At 38.6% G+C, this 20,273-nt stretch carries 16 protein-coding genes; 11 read left to right on the top strand and 5 right to left on the bottom strand.

The genetic code is table 11. The annotated features are described in order from the left end of the window. Positions 1-7 precede the first annotated feature (7 nt). Positions 8-3,061 carry a SusC/RagA family TonB-linked outer membrane protein gene (locus tag ABD930_RS07935; protein WP_345231184.1) on the bottom strand — a complete coding sequence of 1,018 codons (3,054 nt, stop codon included), beginning with the start codon at positions 3,059-3,061 and terminating at the stop codon, positions 8-10. Positions 3,062-3,790: 729 nt separating this feature from the next. On the opposite strand from ABD930_RS07935, the gene ABD930_RS07930 reads away from it, so the two are divergent. The 3 genes from ABD930_RS07930 (at position 3,791) to ABD930_RS07920 (ending at position 6,735) form a co-directional block, all read left to right on the top strand. Then, a complete protein-coding gene (locus ABD930_RS07930) occupies positions 3,791-4,534 on the top strand; it encodes a DeoR/GlpR family DNA-binding transcription regulator (protein ID WP_345231183.1) in 744 nt (247 codons plus the stop codon). A gap of 146 nt (positions 4,535-4,680) precedes the next feature. Continuing rightward, positions 4,681-4,956 carry a hypothetical protein gene (locus tag ABD930_RS07925; protein WP_345231182.1) on the top strand — a complete coding sequence of 92 codons (276 nt, stop codon included), beginning with the start codon at positions 4,681-4,683 and terminating at the stop codon, positions 4,954-4,956. A gap of 123 nt (positions 4,957-5,079) precedes the next feature. Continuing rightward, complete coding sequence (locus tag ABD930_RS07920; RefSeq protein ID WP_345231181.1) at positions 5,080-6,735, top strand: S41 family peptidase; 1,656 nt, start codon at positions 5,080-5,082, stop codon at positions 6,733-6,735. Here the strand turns inward: ABD930_RS07920 and ABD930_RS07915 are convergent. Next, a complete protein-coding gene (locus ABD930_RS07915) occupies positions 6,732-7,682 on the bottom strand; it encodes a M20/M25/M40 family metallo-hydrolase (protein ID WP_345231180.1) in 951 nt (316 codons plus the stop codon). The genes ABD930_RS07920 and ABD930_RS07915 overlap by 4 nt on opposite strands. A gap of 206 nt (positions 7,683-7,888) precedes the next feature. After that, entirely contained in the window at positions 7,889-11,428 is a 3,540-nt protein-coding gene (gene smc, locus ABD930_RS07910) for a chromosome segregation protein SMC (RefSeq protein WP_345231179.1), read from the bottom strand. A gap of 54 nt (positions 11,429-11,482) precedes the next feature. On the opposite strand from smc, the gene ABD930_RS07905 reads away from it, so the two are divergent. Beyond that, positions 11,483-11,854 carry a hypothetical protein gene (locus ABD930_RS07905; RefSeq protein ID WP_345231178.1) on the top strand — a complete coding sequence of 124 codons (372 nt, stop codon included), beginning with the start codon at positions 11,483-11,485 and terminating at the stop codon, positions 11,852-11,854. Between the two features lie 61 nt (positions 11,855-11,915). On the opposite strand, the gene ABD930_RS07900 is transcribed toward ABD930_RS07905, so the two are convergent. Both ABD930_RS07900 and ABD930_RS07895 read right to left on the bottom strand, forming a co-directional pair. Further along, complete coding sequence (locus ABD930_RS07900) at positions 11,916-12,695, bottom strand: amidohydrolase (RefSeq protein ID WP_345231177.1); 780 nt, start codon at positions 12,693-12,695, stop codon at positions 11,916-11,918. A gap of 244 nt (positions 12,696-12,939) precedes the next feature. Then, complete coding sequence (locus ABD930_RS07895) at positions 12,940-14,100, bottom strand: methionine aminotransferase (RefSeq protein ID WP_345231176.1); 1,161 nt, start codon at positions 14,098-14,100, stop codon at positions 12,940-12,942. Positions 14,101-14,192: 92 nt separating this feature from the next. Here ABD930_RS07895 and ABD930_RS07890 point away from each other — a divergent pair, with 92 nt between their 5' ends. The 7 genes from ABD930_RS07890 (at position 14,193) to ABD930_RS07860 (ending at position 20,214) form a co-directional block, all read left to right on the top strand. Next, entirely contained in the window at positions 14,193-15,167 is a 975-nt protein-coding gene (locus ABD930_RS07890; RefSeq protein WP_345231175.1) for an ABC transporter substrate-binding protein, read from the top strand. An 18-nt stretch (positions 15,168-15,185) separates the two neighbouring features. Next, positions 15,186-16,064, top strand: coding sequence for an ABC transporter permease (locus ABD930_RS07885; RefSeq protein ID WP_345231174.1), 879 nt, complete (start codon positions 15,186-15,188; stop codon positions 16,062-16,064). 2 nt (positions 16,065-16,066) lie between these two features. Continuing rightward, positions 16,067-16,822, top strand: a complete 756-nt coding sequence (locus ABD930_RS07880) for an ABC transporter ATP-binding protein (protein ID WP_345231173.1) — start codon at positions 16,067-16,069, stop codon at positions 16,820-16,822. Positions 16,823-16,924: 102 nt separating this feature from the next. Further along, positions 16,925-17,575, top strand: a complete 651-nt coding sequence (locus tag ABD930_RS07875; RefSeq protein ID WP_345231172.1) for an ABC transporter ATP-binding protein — start codon at positions 16,925-16,927, stop codon at positions 17,573-17,575. Between the two features lie 11 nt (positions 17,576-17,586). Further along, positions 17,587-18,072, top strand: coding sequence for an ATP-grasp domain-containing protein (locus tag ABD930_RS07870; protein WP_345231171.1), 486 nt, complete (start codon positions 17,587-17,589; stop codon positions 18,070-18,072). After that, the gene (locus ABD930_RS07865) at positions 18,073-18,717 is read left to right on the top strand and encodes an HAD family hydrolase (protein WP_345231170.1); all 645 of its coding nucleotides are present in this window, start codon (positions 18,073-18,075) and stop codon (positions 18,715-18,717) included. It begins immediately after the preceding gene. Between the two features lie 459 nt (positions 18,718-19,176). Next, positions 19,177-20,214 carry a LacI family DNA-binding transcriptional regulator gene (locus ABD930_RS07860; RefSeq protein ID WP_345231169.1) on the top strand — a complete coding sequence of 346 codons (1,038 nt, stop codon included), beginning with the start codon at positions 19,177-19,179 and terminating at the stop codon, positions 20,212-20,214. Positions 20,215-20,273: the final 59 nt, after the last annotated feature.

Here is a 20,273-nt window from a genome sequence, read left to right as displayed (position 1 = left end):
ACACTGATTAAAAGATCACCCGTAATCCCAAATCCACTCCCTTCGTCGCCGGAACACCAAGGTTATCAAAACCAAAAGAACCGGAACCGCCAACACCGGCACCACTTCCCGATACTTCGGGATCAACGCCCGAATAAGGGGTAAACAATAAAAGATTCCGACCGGTAAGCGTGAACGATAGGTTTTGCAGACCGATATTATTTATTACTCTTTTTGGTAAACTATAGGTTAAACTGGCATAGCGTAATCTTGCCCAACCTCCATTTTCAACAAAAAACCGGCTGTTGTTTACGTAGAGTGTCTGGTAGAAGTCCTGATTAAGCTCAATTGCTTTTGTATTCTGTTCTCCTGTGCTCTCGATAATGCCGTCGAAAACTTTCGTTCCCCGGTCTAGGGTTTGTGTGCTTAAGCCTGAGAAAGTCATTGCCGCATCAGTTGCATTAAATACTTTGCCGCCTACGCGGAAATCCCACATAAAAGATAGTGTGAAATCTTTGTAACGGAATGTATTGGTAATGCCTGCTAACCAATCCGGATTGCGGTCACCAATCTGCGCATATTCCGCTGCAATTTGAGGTTTTCCGTCATTATCCAGCAATAACTGCCCCTGTTGATTTGTTTTCCATACACTACCATTGATGCCAAATACAGAATTATCCAAAAAAGCTGCCCCTTGTGCATAATTGCCATAAACCCAGGCATCAGACAATTCTACCCGATCCAAGTCTCCCGGTAAGGAAAGTACGGTTGCTTTGTTTTTGCTGAAGTTGATATCCGCATTCCAACTGAAATCCGTTTTCTGTATAGCCGTGATATTGAGGATACCTTCCACGCCTTCGTTTCTGATGGCTCCGCCATTCAAATAGATCAGGAATGCACCTGAAGAAGGAGGTGTCCGTGTACCCAAAATCTGGTCATCGCTTGTTGTTCTGTAGTAGGTTAGGTCTAATCCTATACGATTATTCAGAAACCTGACTTCAGCTCCATATTCATAAGAATTTGTAAATTCAGGTTTTTGGTTAGGATTACCATAATAATCGTTTACATATAATATATAACCTCTGGGATCGATCGTAAAATCATTTATATAGGTTCCCAAAATCGAATATAATTTATGTGGGAGAGCGTCTTTGCCCACTTGTGCCCATGCCGCGCGCACTTTTGCGTACGAAATAAATGCGTCGTCCTGATACGAGCCCAATTCTTTTAATAGATCGGTAAGGATTACGGATCCGCTGACAGATGGATAAAAGAAGGAATTGTTTTTCGTCGGAAGGGTAGAAGACCAATCATTTCTTCCCCTCACATTTAAAAAAGCTATTTTCTTCCAATCGGCGTTAAAATCACCAAACACCCCGATTATTCTTCTTCTGATCGTGGATTTACTTGTTCGACGATTCTCTTCCTTTACATTGTTGATGCTGGCAAGCGTGGGATCAACAAATTCAGTTCCGTTAAGATTGGCTGTTTCTCTAAAACTGGTTTCTAAGTTATGTCCAGCTGTAAAGCTTAGGTGAAAATCATCCTTAATATCTTTTTTAAATGTCGCCAAAAAAGTGGATGTCGTAATCTGATTCGTGGTGGCAGCTTCAGTAATATAGCCATTTTGGTAAGCCTGAACAACAGTTCCCGGCATGGTAATACTCTTGAATTTTTCACTATAAAAATCAGTACCTGCTCGATAAGTCAAATTCAGCCATTCTACCGGATCGTAACTGATATTACCACTGGCAATGACGCGGTCAACGTTACTTGTGATTGGTTTATTGTGAATGGTCCAATAAGGGTTATCGTTTCCGGATTCTGTTACATCCAGTCGTCTTTGTGAACCGTCTGGATTGAGGTAGTTTTTCATATCGTCACTTACGGGCCAGTTGTAAACACCCATTGCGCCATTGAAACTGCCCTGTGTGAAATACGTTCGGTCGGATTTGACATAGTTGGCTGTACCACCGACCTTCAGTTTTTCGCCGATTTTTGTATCGCCACTAAGGCGGAATGATTTCCGGTCGTAGTCATTACCTTTTATGATACCATTTTGTTTGTACCAAGCTGCCGACGTATAAACCGAACTTTTTTCGTTACTTCCACTAACAGAAACATCATGGTTTTGTGCAAACCCATTTTTAAAGAATTTGCCTAGGTTATCGTACAGCGGTTCGCTGGAACTAAGAGATGGTCCCCAGGATACCTGTACATTATCTGCACTTTCGCCTTGCTCACCTTGTTTGTACCGGTGTTGCATTTCCGGTAGTTTATTGACATCATCCAGAGAGAATGTATTCGTATAGTTTATCGTTGCATTTCCGCCAGCTCCTCTTTTGGTCGTAATGACAATGGCACCGGAGGCAGCCCTAATGCCATAAAGTGCCGCTGCCGCAGGTCCTTTTAATACCGTTAAATCTTGGATATCTTCAGGATTAATATCAAAACCACGGTTGGTTGCTGGTGCTTCGGTAGCTGTTAAACCACCTTGCGCTACAGGGGTTGTATTATCTATCGGTATTCCATCCACCACCAAAAGTGGTTGGTTGTTCCCACTGAGTGATGTCGCTCCCCGAATCATGATGTTAGCTGAAGAACCGGGAGAGCCGCCAGAGTTGGTTATTTGAACACCGGCAACTTTCCCCTGGATGGCATTGACCAGGTTAGGCTGGTTTGATTCGGAAATCTCTTTCGGTTTAACATTTTGGGTAGCGAATCCAAGACTCCTAACTTCTCGTTGAATACCGAAGGCGGTAACGGCAACTTCTTCCAATACCTGTTCGTTACCCTCTAATTCAACTGTAATGGACATTGAAGAGCCTATGGTAATTTCCTTGTGTTTGAAACCAACATAACTGAATAGCAGAACTTGATTGGGTTCAATCTCTAGTTGAAATTTCCCTTCAGCATCAGAGCTTGTCGCCACAGAGGAATCTTTTATTTTTATGGAGACACCCGGTAAGGGAGTTTTGTCTTTAGCGGATATTATTTTCCCGTTAATCAACCTTTTTTGCGCCAATAGCGGTAATGATGCAAAAAGCATTCCTGTGAAAAATAGTAGTAGTTTTTTCTTCATGTCTGGAGATGATTTTTTGGTAAATCCTGTTTAAACAAAAGCTTATGTACTGCAATGCCATCGGTAAATTCCCACGTTTACCTGTTTTCCTGAATTAAATGCCCTACAGTATTGGTTATAATTAGCTCAGCACGCCCTTTGCAAGTTGGCTGCTTTTTTTTACAAGAATATTGATAATTTAATGATTATGCAAATTTGTGCATTTTTTTTATAGGTAATTCGCATAAAAATGCTGATTAAAGGAATGAATCTGCTTTCATTGACTTGTATTGTGCCGATTATTGCTTGATTATATGGCCGCTTTTAGCACATATCGCTTTTTTATGTTGTTTATTTTTTGTGATGTATTTAGATCGCTATTGGCTAATACAATCGCTTGTGTTTTCCGGTAATCAATTGGATAATTACTGCTGACTACATTATATATTAAATAGGACCTTATTCGGATAAAAGCGAATAATATCCTATTTATCTCCTACTTTTTTTACTAAGAATTCCATTTTAATAGTATTGTTAATACAAACTTAAAGACAATAAAGGCATAAGACTTGTCAAAAATGAGCATTTGTGAATGAAGAGCGATTTATCTAAGTTTACAACCTAAACAGCGCCCGTCTATAGAGTTGGTCTGGAGATGTTGCATGCTTTCAAAGATGCTCTTTTACCAGCTATACTTACGATTTGGCACTGTATTGATGAACAGATTCTAATCAAAATATAAATAACGTTATGCTAAAAGAAGAAAGACAGGCTTTTATTATGCGCGAAGTAAATTTGCACAATAAAGTTCTATCGTCAGATTTAAGTGTGCAACTCAATGTATCAGAAGATACTATTCGTAGAGATCTCAACGAACTGGCAGAAAATGGAAAGGTACTAAAGGTTTATGGAGGAGCCTTATCGAAATCTTTTCAATACCCTTTTCAGGATAATGAAGTGTATGCACGCGAATCTAAAAAAATAATCGCTCAGAAAACACTGACTTTAATCCAAGATGGAATGACGGTGCTATTAGGAGGGGGGACTACCATGTTAGAGTTAGCCCGTATGGTGCCTGAAAAGATGCAATGTACTTTTTTTACTATTAGTCCGCTTGTTGCCTTAGAATTAGCAGAACGATCAAATGATGATGTTATTTTAATTGGAGGAAAATTAGCAAGAAGCACTAACGTAACCATTGGTTCTCAAGTAATTAATCAATTGTCTGAAATTAGGGTAGATCTTTGTCTACTAGGGACAAATAGTTTATCGGTGGAAGATGGTGTCACAGATTCTGATTGGGAGGTTGTACAAATTAAAAAAGCGATGCTTCGATGCTCACAAAAAACAGGTATTCTCAGTATTGCTGAGAAACTAAACTCTGTACAGAAAATGAAGGTTTGTAATATCAATGCGATAGATTATTTAGTCACTGATTTGGATCCAAAACAGGAAAGTTTAAGCCGGTTTGCACACGTTGTTAACGTGATTTAGCTTTTCTTTCTTCATTTTTGTGTCAATTATTCCCATGAATAACCAAAATGACTTCTGTAACAGCTTTATTTCCTCAATACTATTGAACTTATGTTGGCAATTGTTTATTATTGCTATAACAAACCAAAAAACTAAAACGAATTTGTATGAGTACTATCATTGCCGATTTAATTACAAAAGAAGAGATAAAAAATTTTAGAATAATTGACGCTCCGGAAAGTCACGCAAATGAATTGAGATACAAATTGCAAAGCGCTGTACGATTAGGTAATGAATTTAAGTCAAAATCTGAAATCATTTTTAATACAACCGAAGGGCCTAAACGGGTAGAAACTACGGTATGGATGCTTACCGATAGCTATATTCAATTGAAAAATGGAATTATGATACCTTTGAGTAGTTTGTTGGATATCGATTATTAATGTTCTTCAAAAGAGGTATATTGGATTACGAAGGAAATGTTAAGTTATATTAAATTTTCATGGTGTTGTCCTAAACTTCCATACTTGTTGTATATTGCAAAAAAAATGCAATAATGACAGGGTATGAACAATAAGTTTATCAAATCAATTTGCCAATTATTCCTCTTATCCCTTTTGTTAATCAGTGCGTGCAAAAAGGATAAATCGGCGGATGAGCCGAAAGATGAAGAATGCGGAAATACGAAGCAAACCGCCACTTCAGATAGAGTTGAATTAACTAATGATTCGATTTTTTTATACGCTAAACAGATCTATTACTGGAACGATGAATTACCCTGTTATGATCAATTTGAACCTCGCCAGTATACTTCCGGAAGCAATCTCACCAAATATGAAAACAATCTTTTAGCGATAGCACAATCCACTCAAGAAAAATATGATGTGTATACCTATCAAGATAATTCGGGTAATACGCTTTACACTAATAAGTTTTCGTATATTGAAGATGTGTCTAACGCCAATGGAATAAGTGCGGGAGTAAAAAATTTAAGTAGTAGTGTTAACTTGCAAGGAAAAGGTAATGATATTGGTATCTATGATATCAGTGCTTATGGACCTAGCGATAATGATTTTGAGCTTTTTATCAAAGCCGTTTCTCCGGGCTCACCAGCAGCTCAAGCCGGACTGACTAGAGGTACACTGATCACGAAAATTGGGAGCGAAACAATTGGTGATGATTGGGATACCGATATCCAATCGATCAATTTGTTATTCAATGACCCTTCCAGCGTACACTTGGAAGGGAAAAAGGCTGATAGTACGGCCTATTCCGTGAATTTAGAAAAGAAAGCCTATACTAGTAGTCCAATATATAAAGACACTATTTTATCCATCAGCGGAAAGAATATTGGCTATTTAGCTTATGCCCGTTTCTCGGATAGTGATAATTCTGAGGAGGCGCTGGATGACGTATTTCAAAAATTTTCTATTAAGAACATTGAAGATTTAGTTGTCGATTTGCGTTACAACGGTGGAGGCTATGTCACTACGGCCGCCTATTTAGCTAACTTAATTGTTCCTAATGGAACTTCGGGTACTATGTTTACGGAATATTATACCCAAAGCTTACAAGATGGACAGGTAGATATTTTAAAAAATCAACCTGTTCGGAATAGTAAGGGAGATATTGTGGGGACAAGTACCTATGCCGATTACGATTATACGCCCAATGGTCAGGGGAATACAACAAAATTTTCTAAAAAAGGCAATTTATCTGGTGTGAAAAATATAGTCTTTTTAGTCACGGCAAATACGGCTTCTGCCAGTGAGCTGTTGATTAATTCGCTGCGGGCTGTTCCCTCATTAACGGTAAAATTGGTAGGGACTACTACGTATGGTAAACCTGTTGGATTTTTTCCGGTGCGCTTGGAAGGTATTTATGACTTGTACTTGCCGAGTTTTACGACAAAAAATGCAAATAATGAGGGAGATTACTATAAAGGATTTACGCCAGGGGATGAGATTTCCGGTAAAAATATGGTAGATGAGATGGGACAGGATTTGGACAATTTTAGCGTTTATGATTTTGGCGATAAAAAAGAATCGTATCTGGCAGAAGCGCTAAATCAACTTGGCGTCAATACCACCATATCGACAGCGAGTCGTATCATGAGTATTCGTAGCAATCAAAATAACCAAAATGCACCAATTAATTTGTTGAAAAATAAACCTGAAAAAAAGGTATTTAAGGGCATGATTGAAACCAGAATCGGTAACTAAAACATTACCTTGTTTTTATCGATTTGAATTTGACTGGAAAGTTTACTGTCAATCGTTTTTATAATTTCCAAAATACCATCAACAGCTTGTACATAAAACGTTTGATTTATATTTTCGTAAGTATCAGTAGGTTGATGGTAATCTTTATGATCTTCCACGCCAAAATACAAGAAAGGTATTTTTTTGGCATGAAAAGCACCTTGATCACTCTGATTCGTCCAATCATCATGCCCCATAGAAGGGTTATCATGCCCCAAAAGAATTTTGAGGCTCGATTGGTTGCTATTGATGTATTTTTTTAGTTGGGGATAATAATAGGTACCGCAAGCGTAGAGTTCGCCTGTATCGTTATGGGCAATCATGTCCATATTGATATTTAGCTTTATACGCTCCAAAGCAAGTGGTGGATCGGCAACAAAAGCTTTTGCCCCCTTTAATCCCATTTCTTCAGCGTCAAAAGCTGCAAATATTAAGGTGAAATTAGGCTTGTTTTTAGCGAAATACTGCGCAAATTCCAGTAGGGCCGCTACACCTGAGGCGTTATCGTCGGCACCGGGATAAAGTTGGCTGCCTTTTTTTCCTAAATGATCATAATGTGCAGATAGCACGATGGCTTCTTTTATTTTTCCCGGGATATAGGCAATTACATTTTCGCCGATGTGACTTGAATCGCTTTTTTCACTCAACGTAAACGATTGGATATAGTCTGTAAAAGAAGGAAAAGACTGAAGATCTAAATTTTTAAATCGTTCGATAATGAATTTCCGGGCTTTTTCAGCACCAGCTGTTCCCGTACGCCTTCCTTCAAATTCGGTTGACGAAAGCGTTTTTACATCTTTCAAAACTTGCGACTCATTTTGTGCACCCCGTTGTTCTTTTACGCTGGCACAGCAACTCACACAAAACAATACAATCAGGAGCGGAAGCTTTTTAAATAGCATGTCCATACTGGTGTTTTTTTAAAACAAACATACGAATTAAGTTATAGGTTTTACGTTATAAGTTTTACGTTTAAATAGATAATCAGTAACGAGTAATCAATGATCAGTACCCGCATAGTTTTTTCTCATTCATCATTTCATCACTACTTAACCACTTAACCATTATCACCTCTAGCTCCATTAACTAATTGGCTAATTATTTCATTGGCTAATTAGACTTCCCGCATATCTACCGCAACGACGCGAGAAATGCCTTGTTCCACCATGGTTACACCATAAATAATGTCTGTACTGGCAATCGTTCGTTTATTATGGGAAACAATAATAAATTGGGATTGATCTGAAAATTTACGGATGATCTGGTTGAATTTATCAATATTAGTGTCGTCTAAAGGTGCATCAACTTCATCAAAAATACAGAAAGGGGCTGGTTTTAGCAGATACAGGGAAAATAGGAGGGCGGTAGAGGTAAGTGTTTTTTCTCCTCCCGAAAGCTGGTTAATGGATAGTGGCCTTTTCCCTTTCGGCCTGGCCATGATTTCGATATCGGACTCTAGCGGTAAATCGGGATTACTGAGTACCAAATCGCATGAATCTTCTTCGTTGAACAGTGATCGGAATACATGGATAAAATGATCGCGCACTTGCGTAAATGCTGCCATAAATTTGTCACACGCAGTATCATCGATTTCCTTAATGGTTTCTAGTAAAGAGGTTTTGGCGTCAAAAAGGTCCTGTCGCTCTTTCTGTATGAAGGTATAGCGTTCATTCATTTCCTGAAAAGCCTCCAAAGCCATGGAATTAATGGCGCCAAATTCTTCAAGCTGCCTTTTGAGCTTCTCGGTGCGATGCTTTAGCTCTTCTTCACTTTCTGCCGTTGGTGCTTGCGCTTCATCCAATAGATCATTAATATCGACATCAAACTCTACCGAAAGCCGCTCTTTTAACGTATTCAGATCAAGTTTAAGACCAGTTTTTTTGTCTTTGATTGCTGTTGCCAATATATCGATGTGTTCTTTACGTTTACGTAAAGAGGCAATCTCTTCTTCCTTTTTATGAATGGCTCCCCGCATAGCATAGTATTGTTGCTCGGCTTCCTGCAATGCTTTTTCAAATGCTTCTTTCTGCGCATACATTGCTATTAAATCTTCGTCAGAATGATCTACATGCTGTAGGGTATCTTTAATGGCTTCTTTTACAGCTTCATATTCAGCGGTATACTGTGCAATACGTTTTTCTAAGTTCTCTTGTTGGCTTTCCCGGTATTCCAAATCTTTCATTATCCCTGAAACCCGATTTTGCTGTTGATGAAATTGGATGTTTTCCTGGTTATAGGCAGAGGATAGTGTCGTTAGCCGTTCAGATAATTCATTGAAATTTTCCTGAAAGGAATGTAGTGCTTCTGCCCGGGCTTTCTGCTGTTCTTGTAACCGGACTAACTTGGGCTCTGCCGTGGCTAGCTCATCGCGAATAGCATTAATTTTCTCTTCAATAGCTACTTTCCGGTCTTTACTAGTGTTAATAAAGGAAAGGTATTGTTCTTGTTTGGTCTGTACAGACACCAATTCATTACTCAATCGGTTCAATTGCAGCTTACTTTCTTCTAAATAAGCTTTTTTAGTCGTTGCTTTTAAATCATTCAATAATCTCGTCTCTTCCTCAATCAGTTGTTGGGTTTTTTCCAGTTGCTGACTTAATTGTTTGATTTCTTTATGAAGATTATCTAGGTTTTTTGCTCTGCCAATGCGTTTACCTTCGAACAAACCAACAGAACCACCGCTTAAACCGGTATGGAATTTGGCAAATTTACCCGTCCGATGAAGAATGGTCACAGGTGCTTTGGGTAAAGGGGTCTCTAATTCGTGCTCATCTTCCGTGTCTAATATATACACTTGATGGAGTAGACGTTGAATCAACGGTTGATAAGGAGTGTCGGTGTCTACCACTGCTAAAGCGGGGATAAGCTTTTCATCTCTTAGGTCGTCAACCCTTGTCGTTGGTGCTTCCAAACCATCTAAAATAAAGAAATTGGCACGGCCTCTTGAAGCACTTCCTAATAGTTGGATCGCCTTTATTGCTTCTTCTTGTTTATTAACCACATAATGGTTCATCACCGGCTCTAAAAAGTTTTCGATGGCTACTCTATAGGCTTCTTTACAGAATAAAATATCCGATAATAAGGGATAAGATTTGGCCCAACCGGCATTCTTACGGAGAAACCGTATAGATTCTGGATAACCCTCGAGATTGTCTACCAATGACTTGGTTAGGTTGTATTCATTCTGTTTAGCGTCTAATATCCTATTATCCCGTATGACCGTTTCTTTGAGAGATTGTATATGTAACGTTTTCTGCTCTATTTGTTGCTGTAGCGCTTCTTCAAAAGCGAACGTTTCTTGATAGTTGTCCTGTAGGCTAGCGACACGAGCTTCCAGGTCAACGACAACCTTGGTAAATTCATTGAGCTCAATTTCTTTAGCTTCTGTATCTACAATATTGCGTTCACTTTCTTGGGATAAAGCATCTTTTTGAATATGCAAAACGGCGATTTCCTTTTCTAATTTATAGCTTTCGTTTTGCAAATGATTGTTTTCACGGATAAAATCATCTAGCTTGACCTTCGCTGTTTGTTGTTGCCCCCTTAACTCATCTACATTTGCTTTTTGATCCTGCAAAACATGTTTTATGGCATCCAGTTTTTCCTGTTCCAGCAAATGCTCTTCATGGAGCCTTTTCATGTTATAAAGAACATGGTTAATCTGCTGTTTATCATTAGCCAGTTCTTTACTCAATCGTTGCTCCTTATCGTTTAGATTGCGTAGTTGTTCGTTTTTGATCTTCTTTTCACTCTCATAGGCCCGTATTTTTGACGTATATTCATTGGCTGCTTTTTGCTGAACCGAAAGATTTTTTTCTTCGGTTAAACTTTCTTGTTTTAATTTTTGTAAAGCAGCTTCTAAGGTGTCTAGTTGTGCACTAACTTTATTCCGTTCATCTTCCTGCGACGCCTGTTGCTCATCTAATTCGCTTAGTGAAATTCGGAAGCCACTTATTTTAAATGAAGCAAGGGCTATACTGAGTTCTTTATATTGCGCTTTTAACCGGTAGTAGCGTTCTGCTTTTTTCGCTTGGTTCTCTAGGGTTTTTAAATTTTTCTCAATTTCAAATAATAAATCCTCGACGCGACTTAAATCGGTCTCCGTGTCTTTGAGTTTAGTTAAGGTTTGCTTTTTTCTAACCTTATATTTGGAGATGCCTGAGGCTTCTTCAAAAAGTGCTCTTCGTGAATTTTCTTTGTTGTTGATGATCTCGTCAATCATCTTCAATTCGATAATGGAATACGAATCATTGCCAATTCCCGTGTCGAGAAACAAATCGGTAATATCCTTTAATCGGCATTGCACATCGTTTAACCGGTATTCACTTTCTCCAGAGCGGTAGAGTTTTCGCGTAATCGTTACTTGAGAGAACTCGGTGGGAAGAATGTTTTTAGTGTTATCAAAAGAGAGGGATACTTCAGCTAAATTAGCAGCTTTGCGCGTTTTAGTACCGTTAAAGATGATGTTTTCCATCTTTTCGGAACGTAAATTTTTGGTTTTCTGTTCACCCAGAACCCATCGGATAGCATCCACAACGTTTGATTTTCCACAACCGTTTGGTCCTACAATGGCTGTTACTCCTTCGTTGAAATTAATGGTAATCTTATCGCCAAAACTTTTAAAACCTTTAATTTCTAAGCGCGTAAGTTGCATTCGATTATTAAAATTAAGGTTGCGAATTTAATGAATATTCTTATCTTTAACCTTATGGAAACTGTTTTACCCTTTATTATAGCCGCCTTGGTGTTTGGATTTCAGGTATATTCCAATTTTAAGAAGGAGCAGGAAAAGGCAAAAAAGCGTGTCCAAACTCCACCAAAACATAAGTCTATAGCAAAAGGTCCTGTTAGCTCCCCGACGCAACCGGTAAAAGAAAAGCATCCGGTGTACGTTCAAACGATCGACGTGAAGGATGAAGCGGAGGAAGTCAAACGTGCCCGAAAAATTCATCAGGCACATGCCCACGCTTTTAAGCGTTTGGACCCTTTTATGCTGGATGAGCAGCAGGAAGAAAATGCCGATTTTGATCTACGCGATGCGGTGATCAAATCGATCATTTTGGAAAGACCATATAAGTAATACAAAGTAGATCGTCCCAGTATTTAGATAAGTGTATTCAGTATGCCAAATAGCCTTATAGCTAATCTATCATCACAAATTTATCTGCGTCTTGTATAAAAGGGAGTTTTTCCCTGATCTGTTTTAGATCGTGTGGATAAAGGGTGAATGTATATAAATCTTCATCCTCTGGCTTATAGTAAACCACACCACCATCTGGTGCTACACACATAGAGGCACCGGAATGATAAACCTGATTGCCGTCATAACCTACACGGTTTACACCGATAACATAGGACTGATTTTCGATAGCCCTCGCAGGTATCAAAGCCCGCCAATGTGCAATTCTTGCATCTGGCCAACTCGCGATGTACAGCAAGATGTCATAAACATTATTTAGGTTTCTACTAAAGGCTGGAAAACGGAGATCATAGCAGGTTTGTAGGCAAACTCGCCAACCATTGATCTCTACAATTACTCGTTTTTTCCCCGCTGTAAACACTTTTTCCTCCCCAGCCATGGAAAACAGATGCCGCTTATCGTATTTATGAAAAGAACCATCCGGTTTCATCCAAATAAAACGGTTGTAATACTGTCCTTGGTCTTCGATAATTAAACTTCCAGCCACGGTGCAATCGTATTTCTTCGCTTGCTCCAGCATCCAATAAATGGTTTTCCCATCCATCTTTTCTGCACATTTCGCTACGTTCATGGTAAAACCAGTATTGAACATTTCGGGTAAAATGATAAGATCGGTTTTTTCTTTTAATGAAGACAGTCTGAGTGCTAAATTTGATAAGTTTTTTTCCGTATTTTCCCAAAAAAGGTAAGCTTGAAATATCGTTATTTTTAGAGGTTTCATCTGTTTATATTTTGTTTTTATCCATGGAATACAATTTTCTTCTCACTGGTTTATTCTTTATATCTATGGATATTTCATATCGTATATGTTATAGGACATTATTTATCATATATAATGCACCGTATTTGATTTGTAGAATATTATAAATATTTGTGTACTAACGATTAACGAAAATCACTTGTACTAAAATAGCTAAAGTTTATCAATAACATTGCCAAATATGTAATCTTTTTTGTTTATGATTTCAGCCAAATGATTCATTTACTTTGGTTAAACGAGCAATTGCTTGTTCTAACGTTTCCTGTTTTTTTGCGAAACAGAATCGTATAAAGTGCTTATCCAATCGGTTTTTATAGAAAACCGAAAGCGGAATCGTTGCAACACCATGTTTAATCGTCAGTTCTTTTGTAAATTCGATATCGCTTTTTTGACTAATCCTGTCGTAATTGGCCAGTAAAAAATAGGATCCACCGGAGGGCAATACCTCAAAAGGAGTTGTAGCCAGTGCGTCGGCGAAATAATCTCTTTTTTGCTGGAAAAAGTCTGCTAACGATAAATAAGCGTCTTCATGCCTCAAAAAATCGGCCAATGCATATTGTATGGGGGTATTGACACTGAAAACGAGGTATTGGTGCACCTTTCTAAATTCAGTTGTAAGTTTAGTTGGGGCTAAACAATATCCTACTTTCCAACCCGTTATATGGAACATCTTTCCGAAAGATGAAATGACAAAGCTCCGTTCTTTAAGTTCAGGATAATTGGCCACACTAATATGCTGTTTATGATCAAATACGACCTTATCGTATACTTCATCACTGACAATAAAAATGTCGGTACCACGGGTGAGTTTGATGAGTTGCTGCATGTCCTCATCGCTGAATGTGCGTGCCGTCGGGTTATGCGGCGTATTCATGATAATCAGCTTCGTTTTATGTGAAAATACTTTTTTAACGTCATCCCAATTAATCGAGAAATCATTTGGTAGTAAACTTACTGTCTTTACTAGACCACCGCATAAATCTACCGCTGGCGCGTAACAATCATAAGCTGGATCAAAACAGATGACTTCATCATCAGGGCGTATGATACATGCAATAGCGGTAAAAATGGCTTGGGTAGCCCCGGCAGTCACCGTTATTTCGTTATCTGGATGATAGACGGATTGTTGTTGTTTCTCCACCATTTCTGCAATGCGTTCTCTTAGCTGTTGTACACCGTGCATGGGTGCATATTGGTTATACCCCTTCTTCATGTAACTATAGGTTAGGTCAACCAATGCTTTAGGACAATCAAAGTCGGGGAAGCCTTGCGAAAGATTGATAGCTTGGTGTTGATTGGCCAAGGCTGTCATGGTACTGAAAATAGAGTTATTTAAATTGGGCAGCTTGGAAATAATATTAATCATAAATATTTAGATATGCTATAGGGCGATGTTTGCTTTATTTTTTTAAATTAGTTGCTGATATAAAGATAACATTGTTTTAATGAATATTTCTAATGGATTATAACAGATTTTTAGTGTTATTATTGTTGGTGCTTGGATTTACATCGTGTAGTAATCCGAAGAAAAATAAAGCAATACCTACCGTGGGTTTTATCGAAGCTTTTGAAGATGCTACCATAGCGGATGCACGCAAGGGCTTTGTCGATGCGCTCACAGCAGCTGGATATGATGAAACCAAAGGAACAGTCCGCATTTTATATAAGAATGCGCAGGGTGATATGAATACCATGAATCAGATTGTCAGCTACTTACAGACAACGGATGTTGATTGCATCGGTACAAGTACTACGCTTTCTACTTTATCTGCCGTTCAACGTATTAAAGACGTTCCTATCTTTATGTGCGTAACAGCCGTTCCAGAGATATTAGGCCTGAAAACCAAGGATAAAGAAACACCTAAGAATCTCTTTGGTGTAGGTGAAGATTTGAATTATATCGATACCTCTTTTGCCATTATCCAACAGGTTGTACAACCAAAAAGCCGGCACAAACTTCGTATAGGTATGATTTACAACCAAGCCGAACAACAATCGGTAACAGCTTATAAGCGATTGGACGGATTGGCTAAACGGTATGGTGTAGAGTTGGTTGCTTTACCCCTTAACACGTCTGCAGATGCTCAATTAGTTGTTAGGGGATTACTAAATAGAAAGATAGACGCCTTTTTTGCTAATCCAGATAATACCGTTTTTGCAGCATTTGAGACCATTTTAAATAATTGTAACACGAATAATATTCCTGTATTTACCAGCGAAATCGGTTTGGTAAAGCGGGGAGCGGTTGCTGCATATGGCGCGGATATTTATCAATGGGGTTATCAGGCAGGAACGCAAGCAGCTCTTTTTCTAAAACAACACCAAACGAATGCCTTGAAGATTGAAAAGGTTAAAGTACGTAAACGAGTATACAATGGTGTTGCAGCAACGCGTTTTGGATTTAATTTTCCTGCTACTTTTGAAAGGCTTTAATTAATTGCTGTTTACGTAATGGATTTTTATTTAGCGGCTATTGTTCAAGGGCTTTGTTTGGTTCCTATGGGATTAGGGATTTATATTACCATGAAAATTTTTAACTTTCCGGATATTACTACAGATGGAAGTTACACCTTAGGAGCGGTTATCTGCGCTGTTGGCTTAACCCACCATGTTCCACTATCGATCTTAATACCTTTGATTTTTTTTGGTGGGGCTATTGCTGGCACCTTGACAGCGTGGGTGCATACTCGGTTAAAAATAAATGCTTTGTTGTCCGGTATTTTAGTAATGACTGGTTTGTATTCGATAAATTTAACGCTGCTTGGACGATCCAATATCCCCTTATTAGCCTATACTAATTTGTTTACTCCCATTTTTGATATCAATCCGCTTTTAAACCAACTGGTGATTACGGCGAGTATGGTTCTTTTGCTCATTTGCGGATTAAGTTATCTCTTGCGTACCGATTTTGGTATAGCCATGCGAGCAACTGGGAATAACGAAGTAATGGTTCGCTCTTTAGGTGTTAATACAGCTACTATGAAATGGATCGGACTGGCATTGACTAATGCGATGGTTGCATTTAGTGGCTCACTAATGGCACAATTTCAAGGCTTTACGGACATTAACATGGGGATCGGAATTGTTATCAGTGGCTTAGGATCTGTCATGATCGCAGAAGCAATCATTCGTTGGTTTGCTACGGAAAAAATAGGGATTCATTTACTTTTTGTTGCGATGGGGGTTATTATTTTTCAATTAGTGCTTGCATTCACGTTAAGTATAGGTATAGATGCTACTTTGCTCAAACTATTGACCTCCTGCTTTGTACTACTCATCGTTGCCTTACCTACTGGTAATTGGTTTAGTTCATTAAAACGTTTTTATTAATTATGCTAAACATACAACAGGTAACCAAAACTTTTTTTTTGAATAAACCCAATGAAATTAAAGCGTTGGATAATCTAACGCTAACCATTAATTCAGGAGATTTTGTGGTAATCGTGGGAGCCAATGGTTCAGGTAAAAGTACATTACAGCATGTAATCTCCGGTAACCTTGAAGCAGACGCTGGTGCGTTAACTTTAGATGGTCAATCTATCGGTAATTTGCCTGATTATAAACGCAGTAAATGGATAGCAAGGGTTTTCCAAAATCCGCTACAAGGTACTGCACCAGACTTATCGATAGTAGATAACTTTAGGTTAGCCGCCTTGCGGGGAGAAAGGAAAAAAGTTAAAATCGGTACCGATCAGGTGTTTACGCATCGGGTTCAGGAACAGGTGCGTTTATTAGGTATGGGATTGGAAGATAAAATACATCAACCGATGGGTTTATTGAGTGGAGGGCAACGACAAGCATTAACTTTGCTGATGACTGTTATGAACGATGTCAAGTTGCTATTGTTGGATGAACCAACAGCAGCCCTCGATCCACGTTCTGCAAAAAAAGTAATGGAACTAGCACACGAATTAATCCAAAAATACCGCTTAACCGTATTGTTTATTACCCATAACATGAAAGAAGCGTTAACGTATGGCGATAGGCTTATTCAGCTAGCTAACGGACGGATTAAAAGGGATTTAACCAAGCGAGAGAAGGATATTTTAAAACCACAGGATTTGTATGAATGGTTTAATGAGGATTGATTGCTAGTATTGGCTCCATTGGTCTTTCATGGCTATTGTGGATAATGCATTTCATTATAAATCCCAGCGTAGAATCCAAGTTAAAATTGGTATATTCGCGTCATGCTGAGCGCTCATGGTATTTATAAGTCTTACGGGACGCTTCAAATTTTAAAGGGAGTAGACCTCGAAGTACAAAAAGGAGAGATTATTAGTATTGTCGGAGCTTCGGGTGCTGGTAAAAGTACTTTTCTCCACATTCTCGGTTCTCTAGATATGCCCGATAAAGGTACCGTTCTATTGAATGGTACCGATCTGTCCAAACTGTCTACAACCAAGTTAAGCGCTTTCCGTAACGCACATATTGGTTTTATCTTTCAATTTCATCACCTCTTACCTGAATTTACTGCTTTAGAAAATATTTGTATCCCAGCTTTTATAGCGGGGGAGGACAAAAAAGCAGCCGAGAAGCGTGCTAAAATGCTGTTGGAGATGCTTAATATTGGCAGTCGCGCAGATCATAAACCAACTACATTATCAGGAGGAGAGCAACAGCGGGTTGCCGTTGCTCGGGCGTTAATGAACAATCCGGAAGTTATTTTAGCTGACGAACCTTCAGGAAATTTAGATTCTGAAAATGCAACAGCTCTTCATCACCTTTTTGTTGAACTTAGAAACCAACTGCAGCAAACGTTTGTAATCGTTACCCATAATGAACACCTTGCTGAAATCTCTGATCGTACCGTGCACATGAAGGACGGCTGCGTGATTTAATTTTTTTGAAAATGAAGCTATTGATCACTGGGGGAATGAGTGCCTTTGCACAACGCGTAGCCCGTTCAATTCCGGAAGGTAATGAAATCATTTTCGGAGATGCTATTGCGATACCGGAAGTATTGGTAAAAAGCGGAAAATACCAGGTCATTCCCTTTTACCGTAGTCCAACCTTTAGCCACGAATTATTGAAGCTGGCGCTAAATGCTGATATCGAGGTTATTGTTCCGCTAAGGAAGGAAGAAATTAGATCATTGGCCGAAAGCAAAGTGCTGTTTGAAGAGTATGGTATACAAGTGGCTGTTCCTTCATTAGAAGCGTTAAAAGAAGTCTCGTTCGTCGCAAATCCAGATAAAGTCATGCAGCCTGTATTGGTTTTGAGAGGAAAGCGTTTTCAGTCGGAAAAAGAAGCTATTGCTTTAGACGATCGATCAGGAGTGTGTTTGGTCGCTGATTCAGGGGAAGACCTATTTTTTTGTTGTCTTGAAAGTGATTAAATGGAGATACTAACATATAAGGAATTAGATTCGCATAAAAAGGCATTTATTTTTGAATTGGACGATGTATTGTATCCCGAACGTGATTATCTTTTACAGGTATATTATCTCTTTGCCCATTTGTTGGAATATACCGAAACGGTACCACCAGCAGAGGATCTAGTCGCTTTTTTTCAAAAAGCTTATACATACCATGGTGCCGCAGGTATTTTTGATCGAGCCGCAGACGCCTTTGGGATTGATGCTAACTATCGGGCGCAATTTAATCGCTTACATGTCCAGGCAAAATTACCTTTACCCTTACTTTTATTTGGAGAGGTAGAAAACCTTTTAAAAGCAATTGTCTCAGCAGGGAAACGGGTGTTTATTTTAACTAAAGGAAATCCGCTGATGCAGCTCAATAAACTAAAACAACTGGCTTGGGGTGAACTTGCTAAAGCTATTAAAACGTATTTTTATGATGAATTGGTTATTCAAGGATATCAGCAGCCATTAATACCTATATTACAGGAAAATCATCTTGAATTAGCAGATGTACTTCTTTTTGGAAAGGAAGATACGATAAAAGATACAGATTTAGAGCATCAGGTAGATTACTTACCTATACAAAAATTCCTTAATTCGAAGCATAACCACATCGGTTAAGATGTGTGTATTACCTTATTTAACGACAGTGGTTTATGGAATATATTTACGCTCCTGCTTGCTTGGTAGATAATCTTCGTTCTGCTTAAAAACCGCCTTAGCGTTTGCGGTTTGCATTGGGAGGCACTACCTTTGAAGCAATTCTCTATCGCGAGAGCTTTTATGAATAAAATGGTTTTTACTTTAGGGTATTATTCGTGTTTGCTATCAATGGTATTCATGAACTCGGTTCACTCGGTTCATGAGCTCATCGCTGCGCTCTTCGGTTTTGTTACCTTTTTTCGCGGTGAAAAAGTAAAATAAACAGGTTCTATTTTAAAAAATACAGTTAGTTAGCTTGCATAATTCTTAGCATTGCGATATTCAGTAAAAGATTTCGTAACTTGCTATTAGATTTTAATATGTTTATATTACAATCGCTGTTCTGCCTGATAATAGGGCGTTTAATTCTTGATATTTATGAATAAAGGCAAACAACCAACTATTAAAGAAATCGCCAAACGATTAAAAATTTCTACATCAACGGTTTCCAGGGCCCTTAATGATCATCCAAGTATCGGTTTGGTAACCACTATGCGTGTTAAAAAGCTAGCAGAGGAATTAAATTATGAACCGAATAGAACAGCTATCTTCTTTAAGCAGCGGAAAACCTTTACCATTGGTGTCATTTTACCTAGCCTATCCGAAGCTTTTTTTTCTGCAGCGATCAGCGAAATTGAAAATTTAGCCAACAGCAATAACTATACGGTCATTCTTGGCCAGTCTTTAGATGACCCTGAACGCGAGCTGCGCATTATTAATACGATGAAAGGACATCGTGTCGATGGCATTATTTTATCATCTGCAAAGAATACTCGTGAATTTGATTATATAGCTGTCTTGCAGCAAGCAGGAATACCCGTTGTTTTTTTCGATTGCGTACCCGATTTGGTCCATACGAATGCTATTGTAAGCAATTTAAAAACGGGTATGCATGAAGCAATCGATACCTTTGTTTCATGTGGTCATCACGCAATTGCATTTATTAACGGTCCGGCCCACTTACCAGCAAGCAAAGAACGCGAAGAAGCCTTTGTCGAAGCGTTAGCTAACCATAATATCTCTTTAAACAAAGATTATATCGTATATACCGATCTGTCTGAAAAAGGTAATGAACAAGCTGTACTCGAATTGCTTAATCTGAGCACTAGGCCATCTGCTGTCATTTCTTTTAATGATTATGTTACCTTAGATGCCATGAATGCTGTTAGAAAAAAAGGATTAACGGTAAATCAGGATATTTTCTTTATTAGTTATGCTAACTATCCCATTTGGAAATATATGGAAAATCCGCCGATGGCTTCCATAGAACAGTTTCCCGGAAAGCAAGGTGCTTTGGCGTTACAAATGTTGTTCGACTTAATCGACAAAAATGTAGCAGGTGGAACAGAGGATACGAGTTTAACAGACGGACAACGCATCGTTTTAGAATCTAAATTGGTTAATCAACACCTCTAATAATCCATTACAAAAAGGACAATGGCCAAAAAATAGATACGCTATCGGCCTGACGGATA

Source organism: Olivibacter ginsenosidimutans (assembly GCF_039542865.1).
Classification (GTDB): Bacteria; Bacteroidota; Bacteroidia; order Sphingobacteriales; family Sphingobacteriaceae; genus Olivibacter; species Olivibacter ginsenosidimutans.
The sequence above is the reverse complement of the archived record's forward strand: the minus strand, read 5'-3'. Positions and strand labels throughout refer to the sequence as shown.